Below are 12,833 nucleotides of genomic sequence, written 5' to 3' on the forward strand. Positions count from 1 at the left end.
GCTCGGTCCTCAATCACTTGCGGCGGTGCGACGGGTGCCAGAAGGTCACCCGCGCTTCGATGAAGGCGACGACGCCGTAGAAGACCGTCCCGGCGACCGCCGCCACGGCAATCTCGGCCCAGACGAGGTCGATCGACAAGCGCCCCACGCCGGTGGAGATGCGAAAACCCATTCCGCGGGTCGGAGAGCCGAAATATTCGGCAACGATAGCACCGATCAGCGCAAGCGTACTCGCGATCTTGAGACCGTTGAACAGAAACGGCATCGCCGCGGGGAGGCGCAGCTTGAGCAGCGTCTGCCAGTAGGAGGCGCCGTAGGTGCGCATCAGGTCGCGCTGCATGGTGTCCGACTCGCGCAGGCCCTGCACGGCGTTAATGAGCACCGGGAAGAACACCATCACGACCACGACCGCAGCCTTGGAGTGCCAGTCGAAGCCGTACCAGCTGACGAGAATCGGCGCGATGCCGACGATGGGCAGCGCGGCGACGAAATTGCCAATCGGCAGAAGGCCCTTGGTCAGGAAGGGCGAGCGGTCGATGAGGATCGCCGTCAGGAAGGCGGCGCCGCAGCCGATCAGGTAGCCCGAGAGCGCGCCCTTGAGGACGGTCTGGCGGAAGTCCTCCCAGAGGAGGTCGGGCGAGCGCTGGATTGCCGCCCAGACCTCGGAGGGCGGCGGCAGGATCACGCCCGGCACCTCGAAGAAGCGCACCAGGCCTTCCCACAGCACCAGCAGCGCCAGGCCGAACAGGACCGGCACCGCGACCCGCGCCGGCAGCGAGCGCCGCCAGCGGGAATTGGCGATGGCGATATTGGCGCCCCATGCGCCGAGCCAGAAGCCGAGGGCGAGCAGCAGGCTCATGGCTGTCCCTCCGTTGGCCGCGGCGGCGCGGGCCGGACGAGGCCGCACCAAGGCCGGCAGGATCGGCCGGAAGGAGCGTTGCGAGTCGGAACGGTTTTCGAGGCACGAGAGAGGAGGAAAGCGGATGCGGGAGCGAAGGCGAGGACCGGGCTCATGGGTGCACTCCCATGCGTCGCAGGGTGATCCGCTGGATCACGTCGAGCAGGGTGACGAGCGCCCCGGCCAGCAGGGCCGCGGCGAACAGGGCGGCCCAGATCGCGAGGGGCGTGCCGAACTGGTCGCCGATCAGGATGCGTGCGCCGAGGCCGGAGATCGCGCCGGTGGGCAGCTCGCCGACGATGGTGCCAACGAGCGCGGCCGCGATGCCGACCTTGAGCGAGGCGAACAGGTAGGGGACGGAGGCCGGGAGGCGCAGCTTGAAGAAGCTTTGGCGGGCGGAGGCGTTGTAGGTCTTGAGCAGGTCGAGCTGGGAGGGCGCGGGCGAGCGGAGGCCCTTCACCATGCCCACGAGCACCGGGAAGTAGCAGAGGTAGGCGGAGATGATCGCCTTCGGCACGCCGCGCCCCTCGACGCCGACCTGGCTCGACAGCACGATGATCATCGGCGCGAGCGCGACGATGGGGATGGTCTGGCTGATGATCGCCCACGGCATCAGGCTCATGTCGGCGACCCGGCTGTAGACGATGGCGATGGCGCCGAGGATGCCGAGCGTCGTGCCGAGCGCGAAGCCCCAGAGCGTCGCCTGCAGGGTGATCCAGCCGTGATAGAGGAGCGAGCGCTTGGAGAAGGCGCGGCCGCGCAGGGCCATTTCGCCCGTCGTCTTCCACAGCTCACCGGCCACTTGCCCCGGCGTGGGCAGGCGCGGCCGATCGAGGCTGTAGGCGGCGGGAATGTGCTCGGAATTGGCGGCGAGCAGGCGCCAGACCGAGACCTCGTGGCGGACCCGCGCGCCCTCGGGCGTCACCACCGCGCCGGCGCGCTTGGCCTGGTCGAGGGCGGTGCGGATGTTCATCGGGGCGACGGCGGCGTACCAGGCCGCCGCCAGCGCCACGAGCACGGCGAGGATCGGGAACATCCGCCTCATGCGCCGGCTCCCGCGGGCACCTGGCCCCCGCGCTCAGTCATCGACATGCCCCGCCCGCAGCCCGTCGCGCACCCGGTGGGCGATCTCGATGAATTCGCGGCTGTCGCGGATGTCGAGCGGCCGCTCGGACGGCAGCGGGCTGTCGATGACGTCTGTGATGCGCCCGGGGCGCGGGCTCATCACGACGATCCGGGTCGACAGGAACACCGCCTCGGGGATCGAGTGGGTGACGAAGCCGACGGTCTTGCCGGTGCGCCGCCAGAGCGCGAGAAGCTCCTCGTTGAGGTGGTCGCGCACGATCTCGTCGAGCGCGCCGAATGGCTCGTCCATCAGCAGGATATCGGCGTCGAAGGCGAGGGCGCGGGCGATGGAGGCGCGCTGCTGCATGCCGCCCGAGAGCTGCCAGGGGAACTTGTTCTCGAACCCGGCGAGATCGACGAGCTCGAGGGTCCGGCGGACCCGCTCGGCCTGCTCGGCGCGGGGAAAGCCCATGATCTCGAGCGGCAGCCGGACGTTGCCGCCGATGGTGCGCCAGGGGTAGAGGCCGGCGGCCTGGAAGACGTAGCCGTAGGCGCGGGCGCGGCGGGCGGCGTCGGGGCTCATGCCGTTGACGGTGAGCGACCCGCCGGTGGGCTCTTCCAGGCCGGCGATGCAGCGCAGGAAGGTGGTCTTGCCGCAGCCCGACGGGCCGATGAACGAGACGAACTCGCCCGCGCCGATATCCAGCGACACGTCCGACAGCGCCCGCACGGGACCGTCGTTCGTCTGGAAGGTGAGGTCCAGCCCCCGCGCCTCGATCACGCTAGTCACGCCGTCTCCTTCCTGGTTGCCGGATCATTCGCCCCTGCCCGGCTGCGCGGGCGCAAGGATGTCGCGGGGTCAGCCGGCCGGTTCGGGCGCCGGTTGCCCGCTTTCGCGGCAGCCGCGCCGGCCGCCCGGGCGCTGGCCAGGCCGCTCATGCCGCGCTCCAGAGCGACGGCTCGGCGAACTCGACCGAGTTGCCGGCCGGATCCCGCACGTAGACCGAACGCGGGCCGTGCGGCCAGTGGAAGTCGGACTCGATGCCGAGGCCCGCCGCCACGAGCCGGTCGCGCAGTGCGCTGAGCGCCGGCTCGGGCACGGAGAAGCAGAGGTGGCCGGGGCCCTCGGCGCCGTGCGGCGGCACCGGGAGCGCGTCGGGAGCGGGCGGCTGCCGGGTGGCGGCGGCGACGAAGGCCAGCACGACGCTCGCGCCGCAGCAAAAGAAGACGTGCCGGCCCTCGACCCGGGTGATGATCTCGAGCCCGAGCGTGCCGTTGTAGAAGGCCTCGGCGGCGTCGAGGTCGTCGACGTAGATCGCCGCCTCGAGCACGCCGTCGATCCCGGTCATCAGACGCCCGTCGCCGGGATGCCGCTGCGCTCGACCGGGCGCGGCGCGGTGAGCTCCTTCCAGGTGGAGAGCGCCGTGTTGACCGCCCCCGCCGGCTCGCGCTTGACGAACTCGCCGTGGCCCTCCTCGGTCCGGATCTCGCCGTCGTGCACCGCGACCTTGCCGCGGGTGAGGGTGAAGCGGGGCAGGCCCTTGACGTGCTTGCCCTCGAAGACGTTGTAGTCGATCGCCGATTGCTGGCTGTCGGCGCTGATCGTCTTCTCCTTCGCCGGATCCCAGACGACGAGGTCGGCGTCGGCGCCGACGAGGACCGCGCCCTTCCGGGGATAGCAGTTGAGGATCTTGGCGATGTTGGTGGAGGTGACGGCGACGAACTCGTTGGGGGTCAGCCGGCCGGTGTTGACGCCGTAGGTCCAGAGCATCGGCATCCGGTCCTCGAGTCCGCCGGTGCCGTTGGGGATCTTGGTGAAGTCGCCGACGCCGAAACGCTTCTGCTCGGTGGTGAAGGCGCAGTGGTCGGTCGCCACGACGGAGAGGGTGCCCGATTGCAGGCCGGCCCAGAGCGAATCCTGGTGCCGCTTGTCGCGGAACGGCGGGCTCATGACGCGGCGGGCGGCGTGGTCCCAATCCTCGTGGAAGTACTCGCTCTCGTCGAGCGTCAGGTGCTGGATCAGCGGCTCGCCCCAGACCCGCTTGCCCTGCATCTTGGCGCGCCGGATCGCCTCGTGGGCCTCCTCGCAGGAGGTGTGGACCACGTAGAGCGGCACCCCGGCCATGTCGGCGATCATGATCGCCCGGTTGGTCGCCTCGCCCTCGACCTGGGCCGGGCGGGAATAGGCGTGGGCCTCGGGGCCGGTGTTGCCGGCGGCCATCAGCTTGGCCTGAAGCTCGGCCACCACGTCGCCGTTCTCGGCGTGGACGAGGGCGATGCCGCCGAGCTCGGAGAGCCGCTGGAACGAGGCGTAGAGCTCGTCGTCGTTTACCATCAAGGCGCCCTTGTAGGCCATGAAGTGCTTGAAGGTGTTGATCCCCCGCTCCTTCACCACGGTCTCCATCTCGTTGAAGACCTGCTCGCTCCACCAGGTCACCGCCATGTGGAACGAGTAGTCGCAATTGGCGCGGGTCGACTTGTTGTCCCACATCTGCAGCGCGTCGAGCAGGCCCTGCCCCGGCGAGGGCAGCGCGAAGTCGACGACCATCGTGGTGCCCCCGGCGAGCGCGGCGCGGGTGCCGCTCTCGAAGTCGTCGGAGGAGTAGGTGCCCATGAAGGGCATCTCGAGGTGGGTGTGCGGGTCGATGCCGCCGGGCATGACGTAGCAGCCCGTCGCGTCGAGCGTTTCGTCGCCCTTCAGGTCGGGTCCGATCTCGGTGATCTTGCCGCCCTCGATGCGGACGTCCGCCTCGTAGGTGAGGTCGGCGGTGACGATGGTCCCGTTCTTGATGACGGTGCTCATGTGTCGTGTCTCCCTGTTGTCGCCGCCGGTGTCAGCCGGCGAACTGTCGTTCGCACTCCTCGATCAGCGCTTCGTGCGAGAGCCCGGCGGCGGCGAGGCCGTCGGCGCCTTCGACGAGGCTGCAGGTCTCGGTCTCGTAGTCGGCCAGCAGCACGAAGACGGGCGTCAGCGCGCCGTCGCGGATCGCGTGGCCGGTCTCGTAGTAGCGGGCGGCGCCGTCGCGCTCGTAAGACACGATGATGCCGTCGTCGCGGAGGGTGTGGGTCTCGGCGCCGAAGCCGTGGATCTCGCCGATGCGCTGCCAGCCTTCGCCGGCGCGGGCGAAGACGTGCTCGGAGACGTTCACCATCCCGGCCGCGTAGGGCAGGAACATCTCGCCGAGGCCGTCGCCGTCGATGTCGCGCAGGGCGGGGGCGCTCATCGTCTGCTCGATCCCAACGGGATCGGAGGTGAAGACGGTGCCGCCCTGCCCGTCCGTCTCGGTGAAGGTCGCGGTGCCGTCGGCGAAGCGGAAGGTCAGGGTGCCGCCCTCGGGAGCGGGCAGGGTGCAATCGACGCCGCCGGCCTCGCCGGGGGGCAGCGCGGTGCAGTCGGGCAGGTCCTGGGCGGCGGCGAGGCCGGGGGACAGGAGGAGAGCCAGGGCGGCGGCGCGGAGATGGGTCACGGTCGGAACTCCCGGGAAGGCATGGCTGATCCGGCCACGATAGCCGGGCCGGGGGCCCCTGGGGAGATTTTCGAGCGTCACGGGATCACGCATACGGGCTCGCGCGCGGCGTTCAGGACGGGCTGCGGCCCGCCGCTGCCGTCGATGTAGAACCAGCAGTTCTCGTCGTCCGCGAAGGCCTGCCCCGCCGGCACGTTCGCCGGCAGCCCGGCGAGCACCACCTCGGGCACCACCGGATCACTCACGGCGACGCCGCAGGCGGCGAGCAGCGGCAGGAGCGCGGCGGCTGGCTTCATTCCACGATGCCCGCCGTCTCGACCACCGCGTGGAACAGCACGTCGGCACCGGCCTTGGCCCAGTCCTTGCTGATCTCCTCGGCCTCGTTGTGACTGAGCCCGTCGACGCAGGGGCACATGACCATCGCGGTCGGCGCCACGCGGTTGATCCAGCAGGCGTCGTGGCCGGCGCCGGAGATCAGGTTCATGTGGCTGTAGCCGAGCCGCTCGGCGGCGTCGCGGACGGCCTGCACGCAGTCCTTGTCGAACTCGACCGGATCGAAGCCGCCGACCTTCTCGAAGGCGATCTCGAGGCCCATCTGCTCGCAGATCTCGGTGGCCTCCTCGCGCAGCCGCTCCTCCATCGCCTCGATCACCGCGAGGTCGGGCGAGCGGAAGTCGACAGTGAAAACGGCCTTGCCGGGTATCACGTTGCGCGAATTGGGGTAGACGTCGATGTGGCCCGCCGCGCCGACGGCGTGGGGCTTGTGCTCCCAGGCGATGGCGTCGACCCGGTCGAGCATCCGGGCCATGCCGAGCCCGGCGTTCTTGCGCATCGGCATCGGGGTCGAGCCGGTGTGGCTCTCCTTGCCGGTGATCGTCACCTGGGTCCAGCTCAGCCCCTGGCCGTGGGTCACGACGCCGATGTCCTTGCCCTCGGCCTCGAGGATCGGGCCCTGCTCGATGTGCAGCTCGAAGAAGGCGTGCATCTTGCGCTGCCCCACCGGCTCCTCGCCCTTCCAGCCGATCCGCTCGAGCTCGGCGCCGAAGGTCTTGCCCCTGGCGTCCTCGCGCTCGTAGGCCCAGCCCTGCTCGTGGATGCCGGCGAAGACGCCCGACGACAGCATCGCGGGGGCGAAGCGGGTGCCCTCCTCGTTGGTCCAGTTGGTGACGACGATGGGGTGGCGGGTCTTGATGTTGAGGTCGTTGAGGGTGCGGATCACCTCGAGGCCGCCGAGCACGCCGAGCACGCCGTCGTACTTGCCGCCGGTCGGCTGGGTGTCGAGGTGGGAGCCGACATAGACCGGCAGGGCGTCGGGATCGGTGCCCTCGCGGCGGGCGAACATGTTGCCCATCTGGTCGAGCCCCATCTCGCAGCCGGCGGCCTCGCACCATTGCCGGAACAGGGCGCGGCCCTCGGCGTCCTCATCGGTCAGGGTCTGGCGGTTGTTGCCGCCGGCGACGCCAGGGCCGATCTTCGCCATCTCCATGAGGCTGTCCCACAGCCTGTCACCATTGATCGTGAGGTTCGCGGCGGGCGCGGCCATGGTGTCTCCTGTCCCTGTCTCGGGCCGCCTCTCGAGGGGCGGCCTCCTGATTTGACCAATCGGTTAAAGACACGCTACCAGAGCAAGAAGGTCAGTCAAGAAGGCCGCGCGTCCGCGCCGCCGCATGTCACGAGGCGCGCCATGTCCAGCGGCAGAACACGGATCCAGCAGAAGAACCGCGAGGTGATCCTCGAAGCGGGGCTGGAGGCGTTCTCCGAGGCCGGATTCCGCGGCACGACGCTCGACCGCATCGCCAAGGGCGCCGGGCTGTCGAAGCCGAACCTGCTCTATTATTTCCCGTCCAAGGAGGCGATCCACCGCGAGCTGCTGTCGCGCCAGCTCGACCTGTGGCTGGCGCCGCTGCGCACGCTCGATCCGGACGGCGATCCGCTGGAGGAGCTGCTCGGCTACGTCCACCGCAAGCTCGCCCTGTCGCGCGACCACCCGCGCGAGAGCCGGCTGTTCGCCAACGAGGTGCTGCAGGGCGCGCCGCACATCCTCGACACGCTGCAGCAGGACCTGCGCGCGCTGGTGGAGGACGCCGCCGGGGTGATCCGCGGCTGGATCGCCGCCGGCCGCCTCGCGCCGATCGATCCGGTGCACCTGATCTTCTCGGTCTGGTCGCTGACGCAGCACTACGCCGACTTCGACGTGCAGGTCCGGGCCGTGCTCGGCGACGCCGATCCGTTCCCGGGGGCGGAACGGCATCTGGACGCCGTTTTCCGGCGTCTTTTGATGCCCGATCCCGAAAAAGCTTGCGCCGAGGCGGCTGTCGGGTAGGGAGAAAAGCGTCGGATTACGACAGATCTCCCAAATACCTAAGAGTCCATGCTCGCACCGCCCCACCCCGACGACGCCCAGCGCCTGCAAGAACTCGCCTCGTACGATATCCTCGATACGGGACGCGAGGCCGATTTCGACGCCATCGTCAGTCTCGCCGCGCGGATTTGCGACGTGCCGGTGGCGCTGATCAGCTTCGTCGACAGCGACCGGCAGTGGTTCAAGGCGAGGGTGGGGTTCGACCGGCCCGAGACGGGGCTCGAGGAATCGATCTGCTCGCACGCGCTGCACCAGCCCGACATCCTCGAGATCACCGACACCAGGGACGACCCGCGCACCGTCGACAACCCGCTCTGCGTGGCCGACGACAGCATGCGCTTCTACGCCGGTGCGCCGATGATCACCGCCGCGGGCGTGACGCTCGGCACGCTCTGCGTGCTCGACCGCCGCCCGCGCGAGCTGACCGAGCTGCAGCGCGACACGCTGACGGTGCTGTCGCGGCAGGTCGTCCACCTGCTCGAGGGGCGGCGCAACCTGCGCTACGCCGAGATGCAGCGCAAGGAGATCGACCACCGGGTGAAGAACTCGCTGCAGTCGATCGCCTCCTACGCCCGCCTGCTGTCGTCCGACACCGACAGCGAGGAGGCGCGCTACGTCCTCTCCGTCCTGCGCGGCCGGATCGAGACGGTCGCGGCGCTGCACGAGGCGCTCTACAAGACGTCGGCGAGCTCCGAGATCGATCTCGGCGCCTACCTGCGCACCGTCGCCGACCTGCTCGGCGAGAGCTGCCCGGAGAACGTCGCGATCCACATCGAGGCGCCCGAGGCCTACGTGCAGTCGCCCACCGCCACCGCCTGCGCCGTCATCATGAACGAGGTCGTGGCCAACGCGATCAAGCACGCTTTCCCCGACGGGCGCGACGGCGAGATCCGCATCGAGGCCAGCCGCACCGACACCTGCTATCGACTGAACCTCGCCGACAACGGCGTCGGAATCGACGGCAAGAGCAGCGCCGGCCTCGGGCTGCGCATCATCGACGCCGCCGTCGCGCAGATCGGCGGCAAGGTCGAGGTGCTGCCGCAGGACGGCCCCGGCCACGCGATCCGGGTGTCGCTGCCGCTCGACTGATCCGCCGCTGGCCGTCCACACGCCCGCACCCGCTGGACAAGCGGGCCCGTCGGCTATGTCTTGCGCGAGACAGTTTCGGACGAGGAGAGCAAGATGCAGACCGACCTACCGACCCGCCCCTTCGGCAAGACCGGCATGGAGATCACCCGCACCGGCTTCGGTGCCTGGGCGATCGGCGGCAACATGTGGGGCCCGCAGGACGACGCCGACTCCGTCGCCGCGATCCGCCACGCGGTGAGCAAGGGGATCAACTGGATCGACACCGCCGCCGTCTACGGCAACGGCCATTCCGAGGAGGTGATCGCCGAGGCGCTGGCCGACCTGGCCCCGGCCGAGCGGCCCTACGTGTTCACCAAGGGCGGCATCGTGCGCGACGCCGCGGGCAAGAACCCCCGCCGCCGCGCTGCCGACCTGCGCCAGCAATGCGAGGATTCGCTCAAGCGGCTGAAGGTCGAGGTGATCGACCTCTACCAGCTGCACTGGCCGTCCGACGACGTCAGCCTCGAGGAGAGCTGGGGCACGATGCTCAGGCTCAAGGAAGACGGGCTTGTGCGCCATGTGGGGCTGTCGAACCACTGGGGCGAGCAGCTCGAGGAGGCCGAGGCGATGGGCCACGTGGAGACGCTGCAGCCGCCATTCTCGATGATCAAGCGCCAGGCCGCCGAGAGCCTGTTGCCCTGGTGCGCCGCGCACGGCACCGGGGTGATCTGCTACAGCCCGATGCAGGCCGGCCTGCTCACCGGCGCCTTCACCGCCGAGCGCGCCGCGAACCTGCCCGAGAACGACTGGCGTCGCGACGCGCCCGACTTCCAGGGCGAGGCACTGACCCGCAACCTCGCGCTCGCCGACGCGCTGCGCCCGGTGGCCGAGAAGCACGGGGTGGAGATGGGCGCCGTGGCGCTGGCCTGGGCGCTGGCCTGGCCGGGGCTGACGGGCGCCATCGTCGGCTCCCGCTCGCCGGGGCAGATCAACGGCTGGTTCCCGGCGGCGACGCTGGAGCTCGATGCCGACGACATGGAGACGCTGGCGCGGGCCATCGACTCGACCGGCGCGGGCGAAGGTCCGGCGCGGCCGGGCTGAGGCGGAGCGCCCGGCCCCCGGCCGGGCGCTGTCCCTCCTACTCGGCGGCCTTGGCCATCGGGTTGTTCGGGTGCGTCGTCCAGTTGGCGTACTCCTTCTGCACCACCTTGCCGGTGCGCGGATCGACCGTGCCGTCGTCGAGCTCGACCATGGTGATGCAGTCCTCCACCGGGCAGACGTCGACGCAGAGGTTGCAGGCCACGCACTCCTCGTCGATCACCTCGAAGGTCCGCCCCGGGTTGAAGGCGATGGCCTGGTGGCTGGTGTCCTCGCAGGCGGCGTAGCAGCGGCCGCACTTGATGCAGAGGTCCTGGTCGATGCGCGCCTTGGTGACGTAGTTGAGGTTGAGGTACTGCCAGTCGGTGACGTTGGGCACCGCCTTGCCGACGAAATCGGCCGTCGAGCGGTAGCCCTTCTCGTCCATCCACGCCGACAGGTCGCGCGTCATCTCCTCGACGATCTTGAACCCGTAGGTCATCGCCGCGGTGCAGACCTGCACGTTGCCGCAGCCCAGCGCCATGAACTCGGCGGCGTCGCGCCAGGTGGTGATGCCGCCGATGCCGCTGATCGGCAGGCCCCGGGTTTCGGGGTTGCGGGCGATCTCGCTGACCATCGACATCGCGATCGGCTTGACCGCCGGGCCGCAATAGCCGCCGTGGCTGCCCTTGCCGTCGATGGTCGGCATCGGCGCGAAGTTGTCGAGGTCGACCCCGGTGATCGAGTTGATCGTGTTGATCAGGCTCACCGCGTCGGCGCCGCCGTTCTTCGCGGCCGTCGCGGGCTTGCGGATATCGGTGATGTTGGGCGTCAGCTTCACGATGACGGGGCGGTCGTAGTACTGCTTGCACCAGCGCACGACCATCTCGATGTATTCCGGCACCTGCCCCACCGCCGAGCCCATGCCGCGCTCGCTCATCCCGTGCGGGCAGCCGAAATTGAGCTCGATCCCGTCGGCGCCGGTCTCCGCCACCCGCGGCAGGATCGCCTTCCAGGCCGCCTCCTCGCAGGGCACCATGATCGAGGCGATCAGCGCCCGGTCGGGGTAGTCCGCCTTGACCCGGGCCATCTCCTCGAGGTTCACCTCCAGCGGCCGGTCGGTGATCAGCTCGATGTTGTTGAGCCCGAGCAGCCGCCGGTCGGCGCCGTAGATCGCGCCGTAGCGGGGGCCGTTGACGTTGACGACGGGCGGCCCCTCGGCCCCCAGCGTCTTCCACACCACCCCGCCCCAGCCGGCCTCGAAGGCGCGGCGGACGTTGTATTCCTTGTCCGTCGGCGGCGCCGAGGCGAGCCAGAACGGGTTCGGGCTCTTGATGCCCACGAAGTCGGTCGTCAGGTCAGCCATCTCAGCCTCCCACAGATGGAGCGGCCAGCGCCGCGTGGATGTCCTCGGCCGCGTCGCGACCCTGCCGCACCGCCCAGACGGTGAGGTTCTTGCCCGGCGCGACGCAATCGCCGCCGGCCCAGACCCCGGCGAGCGAGGTGCGGCCGGTGTCGTCGTCGGCGCCGAGCACCTTGCCTTCGAGCGCCACCTCGGCGGGGGCGGAGGGGAGCCACTGGCCGATGGCGAGCAGCACCTGGTCGGCGGGGATGCGGAAGGTGTCGCCCAGCGCCACGAGCCGGCCGTCCTCGACAACCGTGCGCTCGCACTCCAGCTCGCGCGCCGCGCCCTTGCCATGCGTTTTCACCGGCGCGGCGTTGTAGACGATGCGCACGCCGCGCGCCGCGGCGAGATCCTGCTCCCAGTCCGAGGCCGGCATCGCGGCGCGGTCGCGGCGGTAGAGGATGGTGGCGCTGTCGGCGCCCAGCGCCTTGGCCTGCACCGCGGCGTCGATGGCCGTCATGCCGCCGCCGATGACCACCACGTGCCGCCCGACGGGCAACGCGGAGAGGTCGTCGCTCTGGCGCAGCGCGGCGATGAAGTCGATCGCCGCCGTCACGCCCTCGTCGCCCAGCTCCGGCAGCCCGAAGGCGCCGGGCAGGCCGATCCCGAGGAACACCACGTCGTGGCTGGCGCGCAGCTCGGCGAGCTTGCTGTCGTTGACGGTCACGCCCGTGTGGATCTCTATGCCGCCGACGCCGAGCAGCCAGTCGACCTCGGCCTGCGCGAACTCGTCGACGGTCTTGTAGGCGGCGATGCCGTACTCGTTGAGCCCGCCGGGCTTGTCGCGCATCTCGTAGACGTCGACCTTGTGGCCCTGCATCGCCAGCCGGTGCGCGCAAGCGAGCCCCGCCGGCCCGGCGCCGACCACCGCGACGCGCTTGCCGGTGTCGGCGGCGCGCACGAACGGGTGGCCCTGCCGGGTCATCACGCTGTCGGTGGCGTAGCGCTGCAGCCGGCCGATCTCGACCGGCTTGCCCTCGGCGACCTCGCGCACGCACACTTCCTCGCACAGCTCCTCCGTCGGGCAGACGCGGGCGCACATGCCGCCGAAGATGTTCTGCTCGAAGATCGTCACCCCGGCCGCCTCGGGCTGGCCGGTGGCGATCTGGCGGATGAACAGCGGGATGTCGATCGAGGTCGGACAGGCCGTGACGCAGGGCGCGTCGTGGCAGAAGTAGCAGCGGTCTGCGGCGACGTGCGCCTCGTGCTTGTCGAACGGCGCGTGCAGGTCGGAGAAGTTGCGCCCGATCTCCTCGGGCGGCAGGCGTCCGGCGGCAATGCCGGGGGTGAACGGACTGGTCATGGCGCTCCCTGTTCTTTTTCAGAAAGCCTGCCACAGGTCGGAATTTTATCAAACGGTAAAATTCGTGGCGCCCGATCTTCCCGCTTCCGAGGCTTCATCTGGCCAAAAATATGCAGATTCCACCGCCGAACGCCCCCGAGAACGGCAAGGGCCGCCGGGTGCGCCCCGACGGCCCTTCCGGTCACGCG

At 70.0% G+C, this 12,833-nt stretch carries 13 protein-coding genes; 3 read left to right on the top strand and 10 right to left on the bottom strand.

The annotated features are described in order from the left end of the window. Nucleotides 1-13: 13 nt before the first annotated feature. From OG2516_RS10750 to OG2516_RS10785, 8 genes are all read right to left on the bottom strand, one after another. Nucleotides 14-859, bottom strand: coding sequence for an ABC transporter permease (locus tag OG2516_RS10750; protein ID WP_007255693.1), 846 nt, complete (start codon nt 857-859; stop codon nt 14-16). Nucleotides 860-1,010: 151 nt separating this feature from the next. Then, a complete protein-coding gene (locus OG2516_RS10755) occupies nt 1,011-1,943 on the bottom strand; it encodes an ABC transporter permease (protein ID WP_040615126.1) in 933 nt (310 codons plus the stop codon). 33 nt (nt 1,944-1,976) lie between these two features. Beyond that, a complete protein-coding gene (locus OG2516_RS10760; RefSeq protein WP_007255695.1) occupies nt 1,977-2,744 on the bottom strand; it encodes an ABC transporter ATP-binding protein in 768 nt (255 codons plus the stop codon). A 154-nt stretch (nt 2,745-2,898) separates the two neighbouring features. Further along, nucleotides 2,899-3,312, bottom strand: coding sequence for a VOC family protein (locus OG2516_RS10765; protein WP_007255696.1), 414 nt, complete (start codon nt 3,310-3,312; stop codon nt 2,899-2,901). Beyond that, nucleotides 3,312-4,766: a dihydropyrimidinase gene (gene hydA / locus OG2516_RS10770; RefSeq protein WP_007255697.1), complete on the bottom strand. Its 1,455-nt coding sequence runs from the start codon at nt 4,764-4,766 to the stop codon at nt 3,312-3,314. Before hydA ends, OG2516_RS10765 begins: the two co-directional genes overlap by 1 nt. A 31-nt stretch (nt 4,767-4,797) precedes the next feature. Beyond that, nucleotides 4,798-5,430 (bottom strand): hypothetical protein, encoded by a 633-nt coding sequence (locus OG2516_RS10775; protein ID WP_007255698.1) that lies wholly within the window; start codon nt 5,428-5,430, stop codon nt 4,798-4,800. A 77-nt stretch (nt 5,431-5,507) separates the two neighbouring features. Then, a complete protein-coding gene (locus OG2516_RS10780) occupies nt 5,508-5,726 on the bottom strand; it encodes a hypothetical protein (RefSeq protein WP_007255699.1) in 219 nt (72 codons plus the stop codon). Beyond that, the gene (locus OG2516_RS10785; RefSeq protein WP_007255700.1) at nt 5,723-6,973 is read right to left on the bottom strand and encodes a Zn-dependent hydrolase; all 1,251 of its coding nucleotides are present in this window, start codon (nt 6,971-6,973) and stop codon (nt 5,723-5,725) included. The genes OG2516_RS10780 and OG2516_RS10785 overlap by 4 nt, the downstream gene beginning before the upstream one ends. Nucleotides 6,974-7,114: 141 nt before the next feature. On the opposite strand from OG2516_RS10785, the gene OG2516_RS10790 reads away from it, so the two are divergent. The 3 genes from OG2516_RS10790 (at nt 7,115) to OG2516_RS10800 (ending at nt 9,961) form a co-directional block, all read left to right on the top strand. Next, entirely contained in the window at nt 7,115-7,753 is a 639-nt protein-coding gene (locus OG2516_RS10790; protein WP_007255701.1) for a TetR family transcriptional regulator C-terminal domain-containing protein, read from the top strand. A gap of 48 nt (nt 7,754-7,801) precedes the next feature. Next, entirely contained in the window at nt 7,802-8,881 is a 1,080-nt protein-coding gene (locus tag OG2516_RS10795; RefSeq protein ID WP_007255702.1) for a sensor histidine kinase, read from the top strand. Nucleotides 8,882-8,974: 93 nt separating this feature from the next. Beyond that, nucleotides 8,975-9,961, top strand: a complete 987-nt coding sequence (locus OG2516_RS10800) for an aldo/keto reductase (RefSeq protein WP_007255703.1) — start codon at nt 8,975-8,977, stop codon at nt 9,959-9,961. Between the two features lie 37 nt (nt 9,962-9,998). On the opposite strand, the gene preA is transcribed toward OG2516_RS10800, so the two are convergent. Beyond that, nucleotides 9,999-11,303 (bottom strand): NAD-dependent dihydropyrimidine dehydrogenase subunit PreA, encoded by a 1,305-nt coding sequence (preA, locus tag OG2516_RS10805; protein WP_007255704.1) that lies wholly within the window; start codon nt 11,301-11,303, stop codon nt 9,999-10,001. Between the two features lies 1 nt (nt 11,304). After that, the gene (locus OG2516_RS10810) at nt 11,305-12,645 is read right to left on the bottom strand and encodes an NAD(P)-dependent oxidoreductase (protein WP_007255705.1); all 1,341 of its coding nucleotides are present in this window, start codon (nt 12,643-12,645) and stop codon (nt 11,305-11,307) included. Nucleotides 12,646-12,833 lie beyond the last annotated feature (188 nt).

It is taken from the genome of Oceanicola granulosus HTCC2516, from assembly GCF_000153305.1.
GTDB lineage: Bacteria > Pseudomonadota > Alphaproteobacteria > Rhodobacterales > Rhodobacteraceae > Oceanicola > Oceanicola granulosus.